The sequence below is a fragment of the Aquitalea sp. USM4 genome (assembly GCF_004328945.1).
GTDB classification, from domain to species: domain Bacteria; phylum Pseudomonadota; class Gammaproteobacteria; order Burkholderiales; family Chromobacteriaceae; genus Aquitalea; species Aquitalea pelogenes.
In genome coordinates, this window is sequence record NZ_CP029539.1 from 3,284,245 (window position 1) to 3,303,818 (window position 19,574).

Consider the following 19,574-nt stretch of genomic DNA (forward strand, 5'->3'; position numbering starts at 1 on the left):
GGATGGTTGAGCGGTGGTGGAAATTACAGAATGCCGACACCGGAGATTTCGCGTGCCAGGTTGGCGGCGTAGTTGTCGGTCATGCCGCCAACAAAATCCAGTACTTTCATGTAGGCCTGATACAGGCTGTCTTCTGGCTTGATGTGTTGCTCCAGCAGCCCCATGGCCAGGTGCTGACGCGGTGTCAGCTGTTCTGCGCCACGGGTGATATAGGCATGTACCGCTGGCACCAGCACATCCAGAATGGTGGCGACACAGGGGTAGGACGCCAGTTCGGTCACCAGTTTGGTGCGGTGGCGGTACACCTTGTTGCTGGCCAGCTCCTTGGCCTGAATCAGCGCTTCCTGCACCTCGGCATCCGTCAGGTTGATCAGGTCCTTGGCCGGGAATTCCCCGGCCAGCAATGCGTTGTGGTGCAGCATGAATTTTTGCGCCACTTCGGCCACGCAGCGGCCAATGGCAATGCCGCGCAAGGTGGCGCATTTCTGCTTCACGTCGTGCAGGTTCCACACCTTTTCGTATTCGGTAAAGCGGGCGAACAGGCCTTCGAATTCCCGTACATCCAGAATGCCGATTTCGACTGCATCTTCCAGGTCAAGAATGGCATAGCAAATGTCATCGGCCGCTTCCATCAGGTAAGACAGCGGATGGCGGCTCCACTCCAGTTCTCCCTTGCGCGGTAATTGCAGCTCGGTGGCAATGCGCTCGAAGTAGGGCAGTTCGGTGCGATAGATGTTGAACTTGTCGCGCACAAGCGCCTTGGGTGCATCTGATGTCCACGGATACTTGATCAGCGCACCCAGTGCCGCGGCAGTCAGGCGCATGCCGCCTTCGTGGCTGTACATCTCCAGTGTGGCCAGCATGCGCAGGCCGTGGGCATTGCCTTCGTAGGTTTGTACGTCGCGCAGCTGGGCGGCATCCAGTGTGGTGAGGAAATGCGCGTTGCGCGCATCGCGGAACCAGTCGCGCAGCGCATCTTCGCCGGTATGACCAAACGGCGGGTTGCCGATGTCGTGCGCCAGGCAGGCCACCTGAACCACCGCGCCAATATCGAAGGGGCTGTAACCGGGCGGCATGACCCCGGCGTGCTGCATCATCACCCCCACCCGGTTACCCAGGCTGCGGCCCACGCTGGCCACTTCCACGCTGTGCGTCAGCCGGTTGTGGGTGTGGTCGTTCTGGGCCAGCGGGTGCACCTGGGTCTTGCGGCCCAGACGGCGGAAGGCGCTGGAAAACACCACCCGGTCGTGGTCGATATGAAAGTCGCTGCGCAAGCCTGCGCTGCCTTCATCGGTAGCCGGGGTACGGGTAGGTTTGATTTCCCCTTGTACCACCTTGAAGCGCTGGGTGGAGAGCAGGGCAGTCCATTGTTGTTGCTGGTGCTGGGTCATGGCAGGCCGTGGCAGGTTGGATGTAGCGATGATATGGGCTTTGCCGCCCGGGGAAAAGCAGCTTGCCGTTCAGGGCCGTGCATACAGGCGGATCAACTGGCCGTGGCGGTCTTCGGTCATGTAGAGTGCGCCGTCGGCCCCGGCGCGGATTTCAACCGGGCCGCCGGGGCCTTTGCTGTCTTTCCAGTTGCTGATCAGTTCCAGACCCTGGCTGGTGGGCAGGCCTTGGCGGTCGGTCGGGTAGGCCATCAGGCGGTGGCCATGCTGGCGATAGCCATGAAAGCCGACAATCAGCCAGCCGGCAAAACGTGGCGCGGCCTTGGGCCCCAGCCACCAGGTCAGTCCCAATGGAGCGGCATGTGCGGGTAACAGGCGGTAGGGGGGAGTGGTTTGACTGCAGTCGTAAGCGGGAAACTCCGGTGCCGCCACCTGTTTGTCGTAGCAAAAGGGCCAGCCATAGTGCTTGCCGGCTTGCAGCAGATTCAGCTCGTCGTGTGGCAGTTCATTGTCGTTGGGCAACTGCAGTTTCAGCTGGATGGCGTCGCGGCTGTTTTCTGCCTGCAGCAGGATGCCACTGCGCGGATGCACGCCCAGTGCCATGCTGTTGCGCAGGCCACGGGCGAATACGCCCAGATCGCTGACCTTGCCATTGTTATCGATGTGATAGCGCCACACCACGCCGGCCCGGTCGTGCTCACTCTCGGGGCAGCGTCCGCTTGCCTGCTCGGCTGGCGATGCGGTTTCGCAATTGTCGGATGAGCTGCCGATATTGACGTAGAGATCGCCGTTGGTAGCCAGGGCAAAGGTAGTGAGCGGATGACGCTGACGCAGTGGCAGGCTGATGACGGTTTCACGTTGTTGTGGCGTTGCCAGGTCAAAGCGGATGATGCGTCCCACTTCGCCCACGTAAATCTTGCCATCCGGTCCTTGCACCACGCCGTGCGGACGGTCCAGGCCTTTTAGCAGCACAGTCTGCTGCCAGCTGCCGTTCCTGGCTTCCAGTTGCAGCAGCCGGCCGTGCGGGGCATCCCAGCGTGTCATTTCGGTCAGCAGCAGCTTGCCATCCGGCAGGATGGCAAGTCCACGCGGCATTTTCAGGCCGCTGGCAATGATTTCGGCGCACAGGCCGGGCAGGACGTGCATGCCGGGTGGGGCAGCCTGAGGGCAGCGTTCGGCAGCTTGCGCCGACAGGGGCAGCATCAGGCAGGCAAGGATAAGCAGGTGACGGACATGCATGGGTTTTCTCCGGGACGCAAGGGCACAAGCCGGATGCTGCCAGCAACAATAGCAAGAGCCTGTCGCAAAGTCGCCCTTGCCGTGCGATCAGCCTGGGGGTGTGGGGACTTGATTCCATAAAATCTTCTTGCGATGATTGTGCATGTAAATGATAATGATTGTCATTAACAAGTGAGTGAGGTGATGTCATGTCGTGGGCAATCGTTCAGCTATGCGGAGTGGGGGTAATGGTGCTGACGCGGTTTGCATACCGGCCATTGCTGCGGCGTAGCAGTCACCTGCTGGTGGGGCAGTGCATCCTGCGCTGGCCTGTGCTGCTTGGCATGGTGATCCTGCCTTTGCTGGCCTCGCTCCCGGGCTGGCCGCACCGGTTTTCGCTGGCACTGTCACCACTGGCCGGACCGGTGGGCTGCCTGATGCTGGCGTATGCATGCTGGCTGTTCTGGCGTAGTCAGCTTGATGTGCTGTCGGGTAATGCACAGCGCAAGCCATGGCCGGGCGGGGTTTATCAGCGTATTCGCCATCCGCTGTATGCGGCTCTGTGGCTGGCGGCGCTGGCCCAGTTCCTGCTGGTGCAGGATGGCTTGGCGGGCAGTGGCGGTGTGCTTGCCCTGCTGTTCAGCTATGGGCGCAGTGTAAGGCGGGAGGAGGGCCTGTTGCTACAGTGGCTGGGTGATGCCTATCGCCAGTATATGCAGGACACCGGCCGACTGTGGCCCCGCGGGCTGGCGCGCTAGCACTGCCGGTCGTTGTCAGGGCTGACCATCGATATTGCTCAGCATGGTGGTGATTTCCGCCGGGCGATACAGGGCCGGGCCGCTTCGATACACCGTCAGTTTTCCTTGTTCGATGAGGCCGACTTCCAGCTGCCTGCTGGCTGGGTCCAGCAGCAGGTAGGCCATCTCGCGGCCGCCTTCGTGCGGCTTGTTGCCGCTGACATAGAGCAGTTGATCCCGGCTTAGCGGGCCGCTGACTTGCATATTCTGCTGGAACACGGCAAATTTGCTGCCCAGCAGTTGCCGCAACGCCTCCGCCACCACGCCGGTCTGGTACAGGCCGATGTCGGCCGGGTACTTTCCTGTCTTGTTTTCCAGCGCCTGCCATTGTTGCTTGGCATCCACCTTGTCTGACGCCTGTTTCAGGATGGCCACGGCATTGCCCAGTGCCGGGTTCTCCGTGAGCAGTGTTGCAGCGTGCTGCTTGGCTTCTGCCGTCACATTGCTTGCCTGCTGGCGCAGTGCGGCAAGCGGTGCGCTGCTGGCTTGCAGGCTATTGTGGGCTGCGCCGATGGCGGCTGAGGCCGCTTGCTGTGCCTGTTCGCTTTGTTGCTGGCTGCAGGCGGTCAGCAGGCAAAGTCCTGTCATGGCCATGACTTTTCTGTGCGGGATCATGATGGCTCCTGGTGCTGTGAACCATGGCAGAGTGTCTGGGGCGGCAAGAGTTCCTTTTTGACTGTAGTAATACTACATTTGTCCTTGTGCATCATCTGTGAGTAACATTCACTATGAAAAACATGAATGTTTGAAATCGAACATTCTGGCCTGTTCATTGTGCAGTGGCCTTATTCTGTGCACGGGGACGCTTTGCGGTTGCTGCCGGTGCTTGTGGCTTTGGCGGCAAAAGACGGCAGGGGCGGCGGCAAGGCAGGCACTTTGCCTGTTTTGCTGCTATGGTGTTGATTATCAACAGGTCTGTGTGTGCGTTGGCTGATACCTTGCCGTTCAGGCAGGAGCTGGATTTTCCCTGTTGGCCAGTCAGGGTGCTTTGTGCGGTCCTGGTTTGATCTGCATCAAGCTCTTGTTTTCGATATCGAATGTAGTATTGTTTCCATAGAGAACATTTCGGGCTTCAACTCAGGAGATAGTCATGGAATCGATTGCTCAACAAGCCGTACAGGCAGACCCTTGGCGGAGTTTTGCCGCCGGTGACTGGCAAAACCGCGTCGATGTACGCAACTTCATTCAGCTCAATTACCAACCGTATGCTGGCGATGCCACGTTCCTGGCTGGCGCTACCGAGCGTACCCAGGCCTTGTGGGCTGCGCTGGGCGAGTTGCTGAAACAGGAGCGGGAAAAGGGCGTGCTGGATGTGTCGGCTGACCGTGGCACTTCCATTACCGCTCACGATGCGGGCTATATCGATCCCAAGCTGGAACTGATTGTCGGCCTGCAAACCGATGCCCCGCTCAAGCGCGCCATCATGCCAAACGGTGGTTTGCGCATGGTGGAAGCAGGGCTGGCTGCCTATGGCTTTACCCTGGACCCGGTAATCAAGGAAGTCTGGAGCAAATACCGCAAGAGCCATAACCAGGGTGTGTTCGATACCTATACCCCGGAAATTCTGGCCGCGCGTAAATCCGGCATCATCACCGGTCTGCCGGATGCCTATGGCCGTGGCCGCATCATCGGCGACTATCGCCGTGTCGCCCTGTACGGTACCGATTTCCTGCGCAGGGAACGCCAGCAAGCCTTCCACGAACTGGACAGCGCCGTCTTCACCGAAGACGTGCTGCGTCAGCGTGAAGAACTGTCCGAACAATTCCGTGCACTGGACGAGCTGCGCGAAATGGCGGCCAAGTACGGTTATGACATCAGCCGTCCGGCGGTGAATGCGCGCGAAGCCGTGCAATGGACCTACTTTGCCTATCTGGCTGCGGTGAAGGAGCAGAACGGTGCCGCCATGTCGCTGGGCCGCATTGCCACCTTCCTCGACATCTATATCGAGCGCGATCTGGCCGCCGGTGTACTGACCGAAGCACAGGCGCAGGAGCTGATTGATGATCTGGTGATCAAGCTGCGCATCGTGCGCTTCCTGCGCACCCCGGAATACGACCAGCTGTTCTCCGGCGACCCCACCTGGGTGACCGAATCCATTGGCGGCATGGGCGAGGATGGCCGCACACTGGTCAGCAAGAACAGCTTCCGCTTCCTCAATACCCTGTACAACCTGGGGCCGGCGCCAGAGCCCAACCTTACCGTATTGTGGTCTACCGCATTGCCGCAGGGTTTCAAGGACTTCTGCGCCAAGGTGTCCATCGACACCAGCTCCATCCAGTACGAAAACGACGATCTGATGCGGCCTTACTGGGGCGACGATTACGGCATTGCCTGCTGTGTGTCGGCCATGCGTATCGGCAAGCAGATGCAGTTCTTTGGTGCCCGCGCCAACCTGGCCAAGGCCATGCTGTATGCCATCAACGGTGGTCGCGATGAAAAGAGCGGTGCCGTGGTGGCCCATGGCTTCGAGCCGATTACCGATGATGTGCTGGACTTTGACACGGTGATGGCCAGGTTCGACAAGATGATGGACTGGCTGGCCGCCACTTACGTGAAGGCGCTCAACTGCATTCATTACATGCACGACAAATACGCTTACGAGCGTATCGAGATGGCGCTGCACGACCGTGACATCCTGCGCACCATGGCCTGCGGTATTGCCGGGCTGTCGGTGGCAGCGGATTCGCTGTCGGCCATCAAGCATGCGCGCGTACATGTCATCCGCAATGAAGACGGCCTGGCGGTGGACTACCGCATTGAGGGCGACTACCCGGCCTATGGCAATAACGATGACCGGGTGGACAGCATGGCGGTGTGGCTGACTGAAACCTTCATGAACAAGATCAAGGCCCAGCCGTATTTCTACCGTAATGCCACGCCCACCCAGTCGGTGCTCACCATCACCTCCAATGTGGTGTATGGCAAGAAAACCGGTAACACCCCGTGCGGGCGTCGTGCTGGCGAGCCGTTTGCGCCGGGCGCCAATCCGATGAACGGTCGGGACGTGCATGGCTTTGTTGCGGCCGGAGCCTCGGTGGCCAAGCTACCCTATGCCGCGGCGCTGGATGGCATCAGCTGGACGGCATCGGCCACGCCGGATGCACTGGGCCATACCGTAGAGGACCGCGTTGCCAATCTGTCGCATTGTCTGGATGGTTTTGCCGCTGCCGGCGGTTTCCATGTGAATGTGAACGTGTTCCGCCGTGAAACCCTGCTGGACGCGATGGAGCACCCGGAGCTGTACCCGCAGCTCACCATCCGCGTGTCCGGCTATGCGGTGAACTTCGTCAAACTGACGCGTGAACAGCAACTGGATGTGATCAACCGTACCTTCCACGGCAGCCTGTAAGCCCGTCACGGTTTGTCCATCCACCCGCCCGCTGGCAGATGCTGACGGGCGGTTTTTTCATCAGGAGTATTCATGACCCAGCAGCATGTGGTGCATGCCCCGCTCAGTCAGGGGGAGTTGACCGGCTACGTCCACTCCACCGAAAGCGGTGCCGGAGTGGACGGGCCGGGCATGCGCTTTGTCTATTTCATGTCCGGCTGCCAGTTTCGCTGCCAGTACTGCCACAACCCGGATACCTGGAAGCTGCATGCCGGTCGCCAGCTGACGATGGAGCAGGCAGTGGCGGAAATTGCCCCTTATGCCGGCTTTCTCAAATTTGCCGGAGGCGTGACTGTATCCGGTGGCGAGCCGCTGATGCAGGCGGAATTCGTCGGTGCGCTATTCACCGCCATCAAGCAGCGCTACGGCCTGCATACCGCGCTGGATACCCAGGGCTTTTTGCATGCCAATGTGGATGATGCCTGGTTTGACCAGGTCGATCTGGTGTTGCTGGACATCAAGCACAGCGACCCGCAGCGCTATCTGGAAATTACCGGCCAGGCCTTGCAGCCGACGCTGGATTTTGCCCAGCGCCTGAAACGGCTGGGCAAGCCGATATGGCTGCGATATGTACTGGTGCCGGGGCTTACAGATGGTGCTGATGATATCGCCCGCCTGGCAGATTACACAGCCAGTCTTGGCAGCATCGTGCAACGTGTGGAAGTGCTGCCCTTTCATCAGATGGGGGCTGACAAGTGGACGCAGCTCGGGCTGCATTATCCGCTGGCGGCGACGCCAACACCTACGGCTGCGGCAGTGGACGCAGCGCGGACGGTTTTCGCGGCACGTGGGCTGACGGTTTGTTGAATACGGGGTAGGGCAGTGTTTCGGTTAAAGGTTCTGGCTATCTTTCCGAAACTTCTGATAGGTATTGTTTTGGCGCTGAGGATAATACGTCGGGTGAGTCGTCATTGAACAACCCTGAAAAGATTGTCCGAAGAGATGAAAACAGAACTGTCCAAACCTGGCAAGCCAGCCAGCAATCTATCGGCACGGGTGATCAGCGAGCAGATCAGCACCCTGATTGACCGCCTTTCCAAAAAAGGCCAGTGCATCGTGATCTGGGAGAAAGAACGCTTGTTGTTCTGCTCCATGGATAGCCGCAATGCCCAGCGATATCTCGCCAAACCCACTTGCCTGGGGGTTTACGATGCAGATGTCACTTACTGGGATGTGCAAAAAGACCTGAAGGAAATCCTCCAGCGCGGTTGATACCTGCAAATGGCAGCCAGCCCTGTCATCTGCCTGACGGGTAACTGCTTGCGTGATAGTGATTTACCCGTTTGGTCATATCCGGTACAGTCCGCTTTTTCCATCGTCAAGGCAGGCCTCTGACAGGAGGCCTGCCGGCCGTCCTGCATGTGGTGCTGCCGCTTGCCGGATTCATGCACTACACCATTTTCGACACGCCAATCCTGCGCGACCTGATGCGCGCCTTGTCCATTTTTCTGTTGCGTCTGCGCGGCTGGCGCATTGCAGGACAATTTCCCGATCTGCCCAAATATGTACTGATTGCCGCACCGCATACCAGCAACTGGGATTTCCCGCTGACGCTGGGCGTTTGCTTTGCCCTGCGCGCCAAGCTGTACTGGATGGGAAAGCACACGCTGTTCTGGGGGCCGATGGGGCCGATCATGCGCTGGTTGGGTGGCATTCCGGTGCGGCGCAGTCGCAGCAACTCGCTGGTGCAGCAGATGGTGGAGGTTTACCAGCGCTCCGACAAGCTGGTAGTGGCCATTCCGCCGGAAGGAACCCGCCAGCGGGTAAAGGAATGGAAAACCGGCTTTTATCACATTGCCTGTGGCGCACAGGTGCCGGTGGTGCTGGCCTATATGGACTATGCCCGCAAGGAGTGCGGTTTTGGTCCGGTGTTTTATCCCTGCGGTGATATCGAGGCGGACATGCCCAGGATACGCGCGTTTTATCAGGACAAGACCGGCAAGTATCCGGATCAGCAATAAGCGCCGCTCAAAAGTCCTGTTGCGGCGTTGTGCCTTGCCCCAGGGATATTGCGCTGTGCTTAGTCGCGCCAAGTACCGCGACATACAAAAAAGAGCCCGCTGGCAGATTGCCGCGGGCTTTTTGCATCTGGGGTATTCAGGGCGCGGGGACTGCCGATGTGGCGGCCTGTACCGGGATGAATTGCAGCAGCGGTGCGGCCAGCAGGGATTGGCCAAAATCGATGGCGCTGCGACGGACTTTCTCATCGGACACTTCGGCAAGCAGCTCCAGTCTGGCCATGATCTTGGACATTTCCCGTTCGAACGACAGATTGCGCTGTTGCGGGTTGATTTCATTGGCCAGCAGCATCGGGCTGCCATCGGCATTTTGACGGTGTCCAAGCAGCCAGGCTGCCACCTCCACGTTGTAGGCAGCGTTCTCCAGCTGCTGGGCATTCAGGCCATGGACCAGGTACAGCTCGGTGCGGCCACCGTAGACATCCACCAGCATGCTGCCCAGACCAAACACCAGGGTGCCGGCGCGGTCGCCAGCGAATTGCGGGTCAAATGCGGTGGTGAGTGCGGCAGTGGAACGTACTTTGCCTAGTTGCGGCAAGGGCTGATTCAGCCGGATAGCCTGCATGATCTGGCGCACGGCCGTCTCGCGGCTGTCATGGCCACCTTTGCGCCACTGGGCGGGGTTGCGCCGGTAGAGTTTGTCCAGCAAGGTTTGCAGGCTGGCCAGATTGTCGCGCATGGCCAGGTTGGCCATGCGGTTGCTGGCTGTCTGGCCCAGTTCTGCCGAGTTGAAATCTTCACCCTTTACCGGCTTTTTGATTGGCTCGCTACTGCATGCGGTCAGTAGCAAGCCGGCCAGCAAGGGCAGGGTAAAACGCAGCATCTGCATGGTGGGGCATGCCTTGCATTAAGCGGGGATGAGGCCTTGTTTTACCCTGTTGCCTGATGTCAGGCAAGAATTGTCGGCTTCAGGATTTGGTGGCAAACAGTGCCTGCCAGCCATCCACACCCAGTTGGGTGACGGTGTCGATGTTCTTCTCGAAGATGGCTTCCGCTTCCGGGAAGGCTTCCACCGCACGATCGATACTGGCTTCGCGAATCAGGTGCAGGGTAGGCCAGGGCGAGCGGTTGGTATAGTTGCTGATGTCGTTGATGCCGGTGCCTTCAAACTGGAACTTGGGATGAAAGCTGGCTACCTGCAACACGCCGTCCAGATCGAGCTCGGCCACAATGGCGTCGGCGATGTCCTGAAACTCGTTGAAATCCAGAAAGCGCTGCAGCACATAAGGATGAATCAGCAGGGTGGTGTCGGTTTCTTCCGGGCTGGTTTCGGCCAGCAACTGCAGTTCACGCGCCAGTTCTTCTGCCAGTTGAGCCGGTTCGGTGGCATCGCTGACAACGATACGAACCTGGTTCTTGACGTAAACCGACTTGGCAAAAGGACAGAGATTCAGGCCGATGACGGCTTTTTCCAGCCATAGGCGGGTGCTGGCAATGGCTTCTTCGTGGCTTGGCGTTTGCATGGTGCTGATTCCGCAGGGCAAGGGGTATGGGGGGCGGCAGGCTGCCGCAAAAGCAAAAAAACCCGGACGAGTCCGGGTTTTTATCAGCGGGTAATCTTTAAAAAAGATTACAGCGGCTGGATGTTGGAGGCTTGTTTGCCTTTCGGGCCATCGACGATGTCGAAGCTTACGCGCTGGTTTTCGGCCAGGGTGCGGAAGCCTTTGGCATTGATCTGGGAGAAGTGAGCGAATACGTCATCGCCACCTTCATCCGGAGTGATGAAGCCAAAACCTTTGGAGTCGTTGAACCACTTAACGGTACCGGTTGCCATTTTGTTTATCCTCAAAACGAGCAAGTTGATAAAACGCATGAAGTTCAAGGGAAATGGCGACTGAGGTACGGACTAAATGCCACTACGACAACTACACATCCACAACTTGAGCATCCTGCAGGCAGGCATACTGCCCATTGTTGTGCGGGTTGGCAAGCATTTTCTGCACATCCTGACCCTGTCCACCAAGCCGGTCATGCCAAAGACATTGTTTTGGAAATGGTTTTCGTCGGCATGGTACTGTCTCAGGCGCCGAAAAACCCTTGCGCTTCTGCCCGGTCCAGTGCCTGCAACAGCCATTCGCCGGCCAGCGGGCAGCCATCGCTGACCTTGCTGGCTGCCATGGACACCACTTGTTGCTTGCTGACCCCGTTTTCACGCCAGCTCTGGCCTTGACGGTTCAGGTTGAGCAGGATGGGCATCAGCCGGTCCATTGCCCGGGCAAAGCGGGCTTCGGCGCTCTGGCGCGCTTCGAACTCCTGCCACAGCTCCACCAGCCCGGCAGCCTGCGGTTCTGGCAGCAAGCCGCAGATACGGCGCATGGCTGCCAGTTCTTCGGCTTCGCGCTCGGCATTGTCGGTGGCGGCGTAGACAATCACATCACCGGTATCGATTTCGCCCAGGTCGTGGATCAGCAACATGCGGATGACCTTGTCCAGGTCCAGCTTCACCGGTGCATGTTCCGCCATGGTGAGCGCGAGCAAGGCAACCTGCCAGCTGTGTTCGGCAGAGTTTTCATAGCGATCCAGCCCCACCGGCTTGGTCTTGCGCAAGACTGATTTGAGCTTGTCGATTTCCAGAATGAAGTCGATCTGTTTTTGCAAGATGCTGAACGGGGTAGTCACGGCAAGGGGTTTCGTGTTGGTTTGGGAAAGGGCTCATGATACGCCGCCACGTTTGTCCGGGGGCAAGGATTTGCAGGCACTTCCTGCAAATGAATGATTTATAGTGCAATGACATCAGGCCATACAGCGAGCACGTCATGAGTGATGAAGCGCAATTGGAATTTGTGCGGGAGGACGCGGAAGGCTTTCAGGATTTCCGCGATGTGTTGTCCGACTATGCCCCCCAGATTGAAAGCCTGGCCACCCAGTTGGGGCAGAACCCGCAGTCGGCCACGCTGATTGGCGATTTGTTCCGCCTGATGCACACCATCAAGGGGGATGCCGGTTTGTGCCGGGTGATGTTTGTCGTGCCCTATGCTCACGCGCTGGAGGGGCTGCTGGCGCGTTTGCGCAGCGGCGAGCTGGTGTATCAGGAAGTGATGGGCGATGTGTTATTGCTGGTGCTGGACCGGCTGGAGCTGGTGATGGGGCAGATCGCCAGTGCGCGACAGGTGGACCGGGTGCAGATGCAAACCCTGCTGGAAGCCTTGCGTTCGCTGGAAACCTTGCCGGCGCCTTCCGTCACGGCCAGCTGCGCGCGCCTGGTGGCGGCGATGGTGGGCGCACAGGGCAAGAGCGAGGCCCCTGCGGCTACTGCATCCGGTGCCAGCAAGGTATTGACGCGGCAGCAGGACATGCTGCTGTTTCGTACCCTGGCCTTGCAGCTGGAGCAGCGCATGCCGGAATTCGTCGGCCGGACCGAACGCAATCTCAGGCTGGCGCTGGAGGTGAATCGACAGGCGGGCAACTGGGTGGATGCCGAGCAGCTGGAGGCGGCCATCTACATGCACGATGTAGGCATGATGTTCCTGCCCGAAGCGTTATGGCTGAAAACCGGCAGCATCAGCGACAACGAACGGCGGCTGATGGTGCTGCACCCGGCCTGGGTGGCTGGTCTGTTGGGCCGCATGCCGGGCTGGGAGGAGGCTGCCTTGATGGTGATGCAGCACCATGAAACACCGGATGGAGAAGGCTATCCCTATGGCCTGGTCGCGGGCGAAATCTGCCAGGGGGCACGCATTCTGGCCTTGGTGGATGCATTCGAAGCGGTGATGCTCAAGCACGCCCACCGCGGTCAGCGCCGTTCCATGCTGCGTGCTGCCGCCGAACTGAACGCAGCGGACGATCAGTTCGAGCGGGCCTGGCTTGATCCTTTCAATCAGGTACTGCGCCGCATGCTGGAGCAGGCTGCGCAATAAGCGGTTCAACGCGTCTTCATGTCGTGACTGGCCAGCCAGTCCAGCATGCGCTGCCAGCCGTCCTGCGCGGCGGCAGCATTGTAGGACGGCCGGTAATCGGCATTGAAGGCATGTCCGGCATCGGGGTAAACCACGATTTCCGAATGGCTGTGTCCCTGGCCCAGTGCCTGGCGCATGCTGTTGACGCTGTCCTGTGGAATGCTGCCATCCTTGCCGCCGTACAGTCCAAGCACCGGTACTTTCAAGCTCGCGGCGATATCCACCGGCTGACTGGGCGTCAGCGGGCCGTGCTCGCCTGTCAGCTTGCCATACCAGGCAATCCCGGCTTTCAGATCCGGGTTATGGCTGGCGTACAGCCAGGTAATGCGTCCGCCCCAGCAAAAACCGGTGATGGCTGCATGTTTGGCATCGCCCCCATGCAGGTTTGCCCAGGCGAGCGTGGCGTCCAGATCCTGCAGCACCTGCGCATCTGCCACCTTGCTGACAATGGTATTGATGATGGTGGGGATGTCGCTGGCTTCGGCCGGATTGCCCTGGCGGAAGTAAAGCTCTGGCGCAATGGCGAGATAACCCAGTTTGGCCAGGCGGCGGCAGATATCGCGAATATGCTCGTGCACGCCAAATATTTCCTGAACCACCAGCATCACCGGCAGCTTGCCTGACTGTACACGTGGCTTGGCAAAATAGGCCGGCAGTATGCCGTCATCCAGTGCAATGCCGGCCAGCCCGGTATCCAGATCGTGGCTGTCCGTGATGATGCTGGCGGCGGATATCGGCTGTACGGCCAGGGCAAAACCGGTTGCCAGTGCCTCTTTGAGAAAATTGCGACGCGGTGGGTCAAAGCGATGCATGGAGTGCTGCCTCCGGAGTGGGGTGCCGAGGTGGCACCCGGGGCTTGAGGTTTGTGACGGGCTTGGCGACAATGCCGCTCTCCAGTTGCTTTGGCGTGCGCATTGTCGGCGTGTCGGCGGCTATTTGACTAAACTGTAGTCCAGATTCGTGTTTCCAGTCATCACCATGTCCCAGCCTCCTTCCAGAATCAAGCTGCCCGGCCGTTTTTTGCGTGTGGGTGAGCAAGTCCCGGTAGATGTTTATGCCAAGAACGGCTTTTTGCTGCTGAAGAAGGGTCATTACGTCCTGACCCCCGAGCAGCGCGAACGCCTGATGGACGTGGCGCATGGCGATGTGGAAGAGGTGGCGGTGCGCCTGGAGCGGGAGCGGCTGGACCGCGCCGCCCAGCGTGAACGCGAAGCCGCGGCCAGCAGTCCGAAAAACCCGCTGGTGGAGGCAGGGTTCATGGCCGGACGGCTGGAAGCGGTGCTGTTGCACGGCTTAGCCGTGCCGGGGCTCGCTGGCAGGCTGGAGGACATGGCTGAAGAGCTGATACAACTGACCCAGCGTTTTCGCGATGGCATGCTGGCGTCACTGTTTCTGCTGCCGGTCAAGTCGCACAGCTTCCGGGTGGCGACCTTGCTGGCGCTGCTGGGGCGACGGCAGGGCATGGAGCCGGCAAGGCTGAAAAGCCTGGTAGGTGCCGGCCTGTCGATGAATGTGGCAATCAGCCAGTTGCTGAACCAGCTGGCCAGCCAGCGTCAGCCCATGAGCTTGCCGCAGCAGGAGGAAATGGTGGCCCACCCGGTATTGGGCTCTGCCATTTTGCGCGAGGCTGGCGTGACGGATGAGCATTGGCACCTGCTGGTGCAAACCCATCACGAGCAGGACGACGGGCAGGGTTATCCGGCCGGTTTGCATGCGGATGAAATCCACCCGGATGCCCGCTTGCTGGGGCTGGTGGACTTGCTGTGCGAGCAGTTTTACAGCGATGCCGCGCTGTTGCCGTCCCAGGTGATGGCCAGCCTGTTTCGCGGCGAGCTGGGGCAGTTTCCGCCGGCACTGGTGTCCTTGCTGATCAAGGAAATGGGGATTTATCCGCCGGGCAGTTTTGTCCGGCTGGCCAGCCATGAGATCGGTGTGGTGACCCATAGCGGGGAAAAGGCAAACCAGCCGCGCGTGGCAGCATTGCGCAAGGTGGATGGCCCGCCTTACGCCGATGTCCTGCTACGGGACAGTCGCCAACCCGCCTACCGGGTGGTGGAGCCGGTGGCCGCGGCCACCGCAGCAGTGAAACCGGCTTATCTCACCCGCTTGTGGACCTCACGTTTGGGGTAGTCAATGGCTGGCAGCCGACGCTGCCGGCAAGGCGGAGTCTTTTTGCAGCGGCTTGATCTGGATGTCGGACAGATTGTTTACCTTCCATACCCGACGCATGTGGCCGAAGTCACGTTTTTGCTGATTGCTCAGCCGGAGTTCCGGCCGCATCGACAGGTCCAGAAACACTTCCCCCAGATAGGTGCTGCTTCCTGCCGTGACGTCAAAGCCGGCATGGATGGGCAGGGTGACCGAGCGCCACTGGCTGCCCCAGCCTAATTCTTCTATCCAGTTTCCCCAGGCGTCGGATGCCTGGTAGTGGCCGGGTGGCAGGGCAAGCAACAACAGCTTGCCATCCACCGGGCTCATGCCTTCCTCACCAAAAACCGTATCGGTATTCATGCTCGCCCGGCCATTGGCCACCATGTCGCCCTTGCTGTCCAGAATATGCAGGCCGACATTGGCCGAGTCTTGGTCGAAAGCCTTGGCTGTAAGGGAAACAATGATGTAGCCATAGCCGGGAGGCGGCGTAATGCTGCCTTGCAGGCGGTCTGCCATGGTGGTGCAGGCGCTTAGCATGATGGCTGCCAGCAGCATGCTGCCGCGCTGGAGAATGCTCATGAGTGTCCACTCCGGATCGGTTGGCTCGGTAAGTGTAAAGTTGGCGGTTTGCATCTTGCCGCCAGACAGGAATCCGGTATCCTAGCCGATCAATTTATTGTTGATAACAAAAACACACACAAAGGATGATCATGGATCAGTTTGAAAACGTCAGCGTCGCCAAGCGCGCCAATGTTTACTTTGATGGCAAGTGTGTCAGCCACAGTATCACGCTGGCAGATGGCACCAGCAAGTCGGTCGGGGTGATTCTGCCGTCCAAGCTGCTGTTCAATACCGCTGCGCCGGAAATCATGGAACTGCTGGAAGGCAAGTGCCGCATCACGCTGGCAGGTAGCAACGAGGCCATCAGCTACGAAGGCGGTCAAAGCTTCAATGTGCCGGCTGACAGCTCTTTCCAGATTGAAGTGCTGGAAACCCTGCACTACGTTTGTCACTACGGCTGATCTGGCCGACCGCATCATCCCGAACCCGGCGCTGCCGGGTTTTTGCATTCTGGCCTGTCGGTGCGGACTGTGTGAGCAGGTGATCTGGCGCGCGAATTGTACGAGATGCACTACAGGCCTTCTTTCCTGCGTTACACTGCGCTTTGCGTTTGTCATTATTTGCCGGCCGTCCATGCAGGCAAAACAGGCTTTCCCGGCATGGCTTCCGCGGGTATCCTTGCCGCCTTCCTGCCTTGGGTTAGGGGGATTAGCAGCTATGATGACTATTAAGCAGGGCAACGGCACGGCAGGTATGTGTGCTGCCTGCCCGGGCGTAAACAGTATGGTGACTGGATTAATTGAATGCTTAAGCGGGTGAGTGTGTGGTGGTCGCGCCATGTTTTGTCTGCCAGACCGGCGGTGATTTACACCGTCGCGGTGTCGCTGTGCCTGTTGTCGGGCTGGCTGCTGGCATTGCTGGCAACCATCGTGCAGGAGAAATCCGAGCTGCAGTGGCAGGCCGAATCCGCGGCACGCCAGCTGGAATTGCAGCTGACGCAAGGTGAGATGGCGCTGACACGCATGGATGGCATTCCTGCAGAAGCCGGCTGCATGGCAGCGTCGGCAGGGCTGGCCGCCATTGTGCAATCCGTGCCGCATGCCCGCCATGCCATGCGTGAATGGGCGGATGGTCGCCGTTGCAGCGCGAATCCATCCCGTACCGAGGCAGTACCCGCCCAGCCACTGTCGCTGCAACAGGTGCCGGGTGGCGGCTACGGCCTGGTGCTGACACATCATGCCAATGGTCACAGTGTGCTGGAATTGAATGCCGTGCCGCTGCTGGAGCAACTGCAAACCCGGACCCGCGGGGTGCAGGTGGGGCTGGTGTGGGGCACGCAATACCTGAGCCTCGCAGATGGCGTGGCCGAGGTGGGCGCAGTGCCGGATAGCGGCTTGCTGCATCGGCAAAGCCTGTCCGGTGGCGCGCTGGATGTGGTGGTGCAGGAAGGCTGGGGGACGGTGTTGCAGCGCTCCTTGCTGCACCGGCTGGATACCATGCTGCTGGCCCTGGCTGCCGGGGTGGTGCTCGGTTGGGCGCTGATGCGGCGCAAGCTGGCACGCAACACCAGTTCCTGGGAGATTGCCCAGGGCATACGCAATCGCGAATTCTTTACCCACTACCAGCCGATTGTCACCGCCGAATCGGGCGAGTGTGTCGGGGTGGAGGTGCTGGCGCGCTGGCGTCATCCGGTGCAAGGGGCGGTGCGGTCCGATCTGTTCATCCCGGCGGCGGAAGATGCCGGCATGATCGTGCCGCTGACGCGCTACCTGCTACGCCGGGTCAGCAAGGAGCTCAAGCCGGTGGCGCTGCCACCGGGTTTCATGGTGGGGGTGAATATCGCCGCCGAGCACCTTGGCATGCCGGACCTGGTTGAAGACTGCAAACTGCTGCTGGCGGTATTGCGCGAGAAGAAGGCTGTGCTGGTGCTGGAGGTTTCCGAGCGCTTTCCCTTGCCCGAGCACCAGGTCACACACCGCGTGGTGCAGGACTTGCGCCAGTTGGGGGTGAAGCTGGCGCTGGATGATTTTGGCCTGGGGCATGCCGACCGCAATTACCTGCGGCGCTGGAGTTTTGATTACCTGAAAGTAGAAAAGGGCTATGTCTCGGCCTTGGGCAAGGACAGTTTCAAGGCCAATATCCTGGATGGCTTGCTGCTCACCTCGCGCCAGCTGGGTGTGCAGGTGATCGTGAAGGGCGTGGAAACCCAGGGGCAGCAGAACTACCTGTCGGTAAAGGGTTTCCAGTTGTTGCAGGGATTTTATTTCGGCAAGCCGATGACGCTGAACCATTTCCGCCAATGGCTGTATTCCGGCATTACCCAGGACCGTTCAGCGGCTGCTGCGCGTGAGGCCGCTGCCGCAGCCAACGGCACGCACTGAACCCTGCGCTGCGCGCTTAGCTGGCCGGGTTCTGCGTGCTGATCAGCAGCAATGATTCCCCACTGTGCATGATGATTTCCGGGCCGGGCGAGAATTCCACCTCGCCCGGGCTGCGTTCCAGTGCAATCACCATGGCCTTGCCATCGAAGCCCTCTTTCAGGAAGCGCTCCAGCGGCAGGCCTTCCCAGCGTTCGTCCAGCACATGCACCTGCGCGCGGAACTGATTCGGGTAGCGGTGGTGCAGATGTTCAAAGAAGTGCAGGGTTTCCGGGTGGGCCACGATATTGGCCATGTTCATGCCACCAAGGTGGGATGGAATCACTACATTGTCGGCCCCCACGGCCAGCAGCTTCTTGCGCGAACTTTCATTCTCTGCCTTGGCCACGGCCAGAATCTTGTTGTTCAGGCTTTTGGCCGTCACCACCACGAAGGCGTTTTCTGCATCGGCACTCAGACAGGAAATCAGCGCGTGCGCGCGGGTGATGCCTGCGGCGCACAGGTTTTCGTCTTCTGCCGCATCGCCAACAATAAATGGCACGTCCAGCTCCTGCAGCATGCCGGTATTGGCTTCGTCCCGCTCTATCACCACGATCTGGTGCTGGGTGCTGAGCAGTTCTTCCAGCGCATAACGGCCGGTATGGCTGAGGCCGCAAATAATGGTGTGGCCCTGCATGCGGGCAATCAGTTTTTCCATTTTCTTTCGTCTCAGATAAAGCGGCAGGTCGCCCTGAAACAGCATCAGGGTGAGCGAGGAAATGCCATAACCCACCACACCGGTGCCGAACACGATCAGCGCGATGGTGAAGTAACGGCCTTCCAGTGAGAGGTTGTGCGTTTCGCCATAGCCGATGGTGGCCAGGGTAATCACCGTCATGAACAGGCTGTCGGAAAAGCTCCAGTCCTCGATCAGCATGTAGCCGGAAGTGCCAAACAGCAGGGCGGCAAAGACCAGGCTGCTCAGGAACAGCATTTTACGCGGGAAGCTGTGACGCATGATGGTGGGGTGCAGCCGGAAAATGCGCATTATAGCTGTTTGGCATGGTTGCGGCTGTGCGATGTGATGCGGAACCGGGCATGTTTACCGCCTGGCCCAGATGTGAGCAAAGTTGTCGGACTGGTGATTTTGCAAAGCTTCTTCACACTGTTTTACACGCCGTTACCTGCGGCTGGATAAGCTGAGTGTGTATCAACGCACTGGAGGTCCAGTCATGAAATCCCGAATCCTTGTTCCGGCGCTGCTGGCGCTGTCTATCAGCTCACTGGCTCATGCCGATGCCTCTGCCATTCTGGGTGGTGCCGTGGGTGGTGCGGTCGGTGCCGCCGTTGGCCAGTCCATCGGTGGCCGTAATGGGGCCATTATCGGTAGTGCCGTGGGTGGTAGCGTAGGCACGGCCCTGGCCTACCAGCGTGATGAAGAGCGCCGTTTCCGTGCGCCGCCGCCGGCACCGGTGGTGTATCAGCCGGTGGCCTATGTGGCACCGGTGCGCTACGGCCCGCCGCCCGCCGCTTACTGGCATGATGACTGGCGCGCACGCGAGCGCCATTGGCATGAGCGTGAATGGCGTGATCACGGCTGGCATGATCGTGGTTGGCGTGGTGATGAGCACTGGCGTGACTGATGGTGAGCGCTGGACCAAGTCCCAAGTTGCTCTGCCTTCTTGCAATACTGGTTTTCGGAAAAAGCCCCGAGTTTTCGGGGCTTTTTCCATTGTTGCCAGCACGGACCAGGGCGAAAGTGCAGTCATTGATACGGAACTTTTGCCCGGCGTGCAGAAA

Annotated in this window: 21 protein-coding genes; 11 read left to right on the forward strand and 10 right to left on the reverse strand. The window is 59.6% G+C overall.

Annotated elements, in window-relative coordinates:
• Positions 1-23 precede the first annotated feature (23 nt).
• Positions 24-1,391: a deoxyguanosinetriphosphate triphosphohydrolase gene (locus DKK66_RS15190; RefSeq protein ID WP_131359447.1), complete on the reverse strand. Its 1,368-nt coding sequence runs from the start codon at positions 1,389-1,391 to the stop codon at positions 24-26.
• 69 nt (positions 1,392-1,460) lie between these two features.
• Positions 1,461-2,627 carry a sorbosone dehydrogenase family protein gene (locus DKK66_RS15195; protein WP_131359449.1) on the reverse strand — a complete coding sequence of 389 codons (1,167 nt, stop codon included), beginning with the start codon at positions 2,625-2,627 and terminating at the stop codon, positions 1,461-1,463.
• A 188-nt stretch (positions 2,628-2,815) separates the two neighbouring features.
• Here DKK66_RS15195 and DKK66_RS15200 point away from each other — a divergent pair, with 188 nt between their 5' ends.
• A complete protein-coding gene (locus DKK66_RS15200; RefSeq protein ID WP_131359451.1) occupies positions 2,816-3,364 on the forward strand; it encodes a hypothetical protein in 549 nt (182 codons plus the stop codon).
• A 15-nt stretch (positions 3,365-3,379) separates the two neighbouring features.
• Here DKK66_RS15200 and DKK66_RS15205 read toward each other — a convergent pair whose 3' ends face one another.
• On the reverse strand, positions 3,380-4,018 hold the full coding sequence (locus DKK66_RS15205; protein ID WP_131359453.1) for a hypothetical protein: 639 nt from the start codon (positions 4,016-4,018) through the stop codon (positions 3,380-3,382).
• 126 nt (positions 4,019-4,144) lie between these two features.
• Here DKK66_RS15205 and DKK66_RS20205 point away from each other — a divergent pair, with 126 nt between their 5' ends.
• The 5 genes from DKK66_RS20205 to DKK66_RS15225 all read left to right on the forward strand — a co-directional run bounded on the left by DKK66_RS20205 (position 4,145) and on the right by DKK66_RS15225 (position 8,752).
• Complete coding sequence (locus DKK66_RS20205; protein ID WP_165494188.1) at positions 4,145-4,306, forward strand: hypothetical protein; 162 nt, start codon at positions 4,145-4,147, stop codon at positions 4,304-4,306.
• Between the two features lie 187 nt (positions 4,307-4,493).
• Complete coding sequence (gene pflB / locus DKK66_RS15210; RefSeq protein ID WP_131359455.1) at positions 4,494-6,752, forward strand: formate C-acetyltransferase; 2,259 nt, start codon at positions 4,494-4,496, stop codon at positions 6,750-6,752.
• A gap of 72 nt (positions 6,753-6,824) precedes the next feature.
• Positions 6,825-7,598 carry a pyruvate formate-lyase-activating protein gene (pflA, locus tag DKK66_RS15215; RefSeq protein WP_131359457.1) on the forward strand — a complete coding sequence of 258 codons (774 nt, stop codon included), beginning with the start codon at positions 6,825-6,827 and terminating at the stop codon, positions 7,596-7,598.
• Positions 7,599-7,733: 135 nt separating this feature from the next.
• A complete protein-coding gene (locus tag DKK66_RS15220; protein WP_045845077.1) occupies positions 7,734-8,003 on the forward strand; it encodes a hypothetical protein in 270 nt (89 codons plus the stop codon).
• Positions 8,004-8,176: 173 nt separating this feature from the next.
• Positions 8,177-8,752 carry a lysophospholipid acyltransferase family protein gene (locus tag DKK66_RS15225; RefSeq protein ID WP_131359459.1) on the forward strand — a complete coding sequence of 192 codons (576 nt, stop codon included), beginning with the start codon at positions 8,177-8,179 and terminating at the stop codon, positions 8,750-8,752.
• A gap of 136 nt (positions 8,753-8,888) precedes the next feature.
• Here the strand turns inward: DKK66_RS15225 and DKK66_RS15230 are convergent, their stop codons facing one another.
• The 4 genes from DKK66_RS15230 to DKK66_RS15245 all read right to left on the reverse strand — a co-directional run bounded on the left by DKK66_RS15230 (position 8,889) and on the right by DKK66_RS15245 (position 11,428).
• Positions 8,889-9,638, reverse strand: a complete 750-nt coding sequence (locus DKK66_RS15230) for a hypothetical protein (protein ID WP_045845076.1) — start codon at positions 9,636-9,638, stop codon at positions 8,889-8,891.
• A gap of 79 nt (positions 9,639-9,717) precedes the next feature.
• Complete coding sequence (locus DKK66_RS15235; RefSeq protein ID WP_045845075.1) at positions 9,718-10,272, reverse strand: DUF1415 domain-containing protein; 555 nt, start codon at positions 10,270-10,272, stop codon at positions 9,718-9,720.
• Positions 10,273-10,379: 107 nt separating this feature from the next.
• Positions 10,380-10,583, reverse strand: a complete 204-nt coding sequence (locus DKK66_RS15240; protein WP_045845074.1) for a cold-shock protein — start codon at positions 10,581-10,583, stop codon at positions 10,380-10,382.
• A gap of 245 nt (positions 10,584-10,828) precedes the next feature.
• Entirely contained in the window at positions 10,829-11,428 is a 600-nt protein-coding gene (locus DKK66_RS15245) for an HD family hydrolase (RefSeq protein WP_131359461.1), read from the reverse strand.
• Positions 11,429-11,565: 137 nt separating this feature from the next.
• Between DKK66_RS15245 and DKK66_RS15250 the strand changes: the two genes are divergently transcribed.
• The gene (locus DKK66_RS15250; protein WP_131359463.1) at positions 11,566-12,666 is read left to right on the forward strand and encodes an HD-GYP domain-containing protein; all 1,101 of its coding nucleotides are present in this window, start codon (positions 11,566-11,568) and stop codon (positions 12,664-12,666) included.
• 5 nt (positions 12,667-12,671) lie between these two features.
• Here the strand turns inward: DKK66_RS15250 and DKK66_RS15255 are convergent, their stop codons facing one another.
• Positions 12,672-13,517, reverse strand: a complete 846-nt coding sequence (locus DKK66_RS15255) for a dienelactone hydrolase family protein (RefSeq protein WP_131359465.1) — start codon at positions 13,515-13,517, stop codon at positions 12,672-12,674.
• Between the two features lie 166 nt (positions 13,518-13,683).
• On the opposite strand from DKK66_RS15255, the gene DKK66_RS15260 reads away from it, so the two are divergent.
• The gene (locus DKK66_RS15260) at positions 13,684-14,835 is read left to right on the forward strand and encodes an HD-GYP domain-containing protein (RefSeq protein WP_045845070.1); all 1,152 of its coding nucleotides are present in this window, start codon (positions 13,684-13,686) and stop codon (positions 14,833-14,835) included.
• Here the strand turns inward: DKK66_RS15260 and DKK66_RS15265 are convergent, their stop codons facing one another.
• A complete protein-coding gene (locus DKK66_RS15265; RefSeq protein WP_242673504.1) occupies positions 14,836-15,435 on the reverse strand; it encodes a hypothetical protein in 600 nt (199 codons plus the stop codon).
• Positions 15,436-15,566: 131 nt separating this feature from the next.
• Here DKK66_RS15265 and DKK66_RS15270 point away from each other — a divergent pair, with 131 nt between their 5' ends.
• Complete coding sequence (locus DKK66_RS15270; protein ID WP_045845068.1) at positions 15,567-15,878, forward strand: pyrimidine/purine nucleoside phosphorylase; 312 nt, start codon at positions 15,567-15,569, stop codon at positions 15,876-15,878.
• Positions 15,879-16,220: 342 nt separating this feature from the next.
• Positions 16,221-17,798 carry an EAL domain-containing protein gene (locus DKK66_RS20540; protein WP_242673505.1) on the forward strand — a complete coding sequence of 526 codons (1,578 nt, stop codon included), beginning with the start codon at positions 16,221-16,223 and terminating at the stop codon, positions 17,796-17,798.
• Between the two features lie 16 nt (positions 17,799-17,814).
• Here DKK66_RS20540 and DKK66_RS15280 read toward each other — a convergent pair whose 3' ends face one another.
• On the reverse strand, positions 17,815-18,822 hold the full coding sequence (locus tag DKK66_RS15280) for a TrkA family potassium uptake protein (protein ID WP_239689398.1): 1,008 nt from the start codon (positions 18,820-18,822) through the stop codon (positions 17,815-17,817).
• A 184-nt stretch (positions 18,823-19,006) separates the two neighbouring features.
• On the opposite strand from DKK66_RS15280, the gene DKK66_RS15285 reads away from it, so the two are divergent.
• A complete protein-coding gene (locus tag DKK66_RS15285) occupies positions 19,007-19,417 on the forward strand; it encodes a glycine zipper domain-containing protein (RefSeq protein WP_045845067.1) in 411 nt (136 codons plus the stop codon).
• Positions 19,418-19,574 lie beyond the last annotated feature (157 nt).

Coding starts and splice junctions, on each gene's coding strand:
- DKK66_RS15190 (WP_131359447.1), bottom strand. CDS start 1,391: ATGACCCAGCACCAGCAACAACAATGGACTGCCCTGCTCTCCACCCAG.
- DKK66_RS15195 (WP_131359449.1), bottom strand. CDS start 2,627: ATGCATGTCCGTCACCTGCTTATCCTTGCCTGCCTGATGCTGCCCCTG.
- DKK66_RS15200 (WP_131359451.1), top strand. CDS start 2,816: ATGTCGTGGGCAATCGTTCAGCTATGCGGAGTGGGGGTAATGGTGCTG.
- DKK66_RS15205 (WP_131359453.1), bottom strand. CDS start 4,018: ATGATCCCGCACAGAAAAGTCATGGCCATGACAGGACTTTGCCTGCTG.
- DKK66_RS20205 (WP_165494188.1), top strand. CDS start 4,145: ATGTTTGAAATCGAACATTCTGGCCTGTTCATTGTGCAGTGGCCTTAT.
- pflB (WP_131359455.1), top strand. CDS start 4,494: ATGGAATCGATTGCTCAACAAGCCGTACAGGCAGACCCTTGGCGGAGT.
- pflA (WP_131359457.1), top strand. CDS start 6,825: ATGACCCAGCAGCATGTGGTGCATGCCCCGCTCAGTCAGGGGGAGTTG.
- DKK66_RS15220 (WP_045845077.1), top strand. CDS start 7,734: ATGAAAACAGAACTGTCCAAACCTGGCAAGCCAGCCAGCAATCTATCG.
- DKK66_RS15225 (WP_131359459.1), top strand. CDS start 8,177: ATGCACTACACCATTTTCGACACGCCAATCCTGCGCGACCTGATGCGC.
- DKK66_RS15230 (WP_045845076.1), bottom strand. CDS start 9,638: ATGCAGATGCTGCGTTTTACCCTGCCCTTGCTGGCCGGCTTGCTACTG.
- DKK66_RS15235 (WP_045845075.1), bottom strand. CDS start 10,272: ATGCAAACGCCAAGCCACGAAGAAGCCATTGCCAGCACCCGCCTATGG.
- DKK66_RS15240 (WP_045845074.1), bottom strand. CDS start 10,583: ATGGCAACCGGTACCGTTAAGTGGTTCAACGACTCCAAAGGTTTTGGC.
- DKK66_RS15250 (WP_131359463.1), top strand. CDS start 11,566: ATGAGTGATGAAGCGCAATTGGAATTTGTGCGGGAGGACGCGGAAGGC.
- DKK66_RS15255 (WP_131359465.1), bottom strand. CDS start 13,517: ATGCATCGCTTTGACCCACCGCGTCGCAATTTTCTCAAAGAGGCACTG.
- DKK66_RS15260 (WP_045845070.1), top strand. CDS start 13,684: ATGTCCCAGCCTCCTTCCAGAATCAAGCTGCCCGGCCGTTTTTTGCGT.
- DKK66_RS15265 (WP_242673504.1), bottom strand. CDS start 15,435: ATGAGCATTCTCCAGCGCGGCAGCATGCTGCTGGCAGCCATCATGCTA.
- DKK66_RS15270 (WP_045845068.1), top strand. CDS start 15,567: ATGGATCAGTTTGAAAACGTCAGCGTCGCCAAGCGCGCCAATGTTTAC.
- DKK66_RS20540 (WP_242673505.1), top strand. CDS start 16,221: ATGCTTAAGCGGGTGAGTGTGTGGTGGTCGCGCCATGTTTTGTCTGCC.
- DKK66_RS15280 (WP_239689398.1), bottom strand. CDS start 18,822: ATGCGCATTTTCCGGCTGCACCCCACCATCATGCGTCACAGCTTCCCG.
- DKK66_RS15285 (WP_045845067.1), top strand. CDS start 19,007: ATGAAATCCCGAATCCTTGTTCCGGCGCTGCTGGCGCTGTCTATCAGC.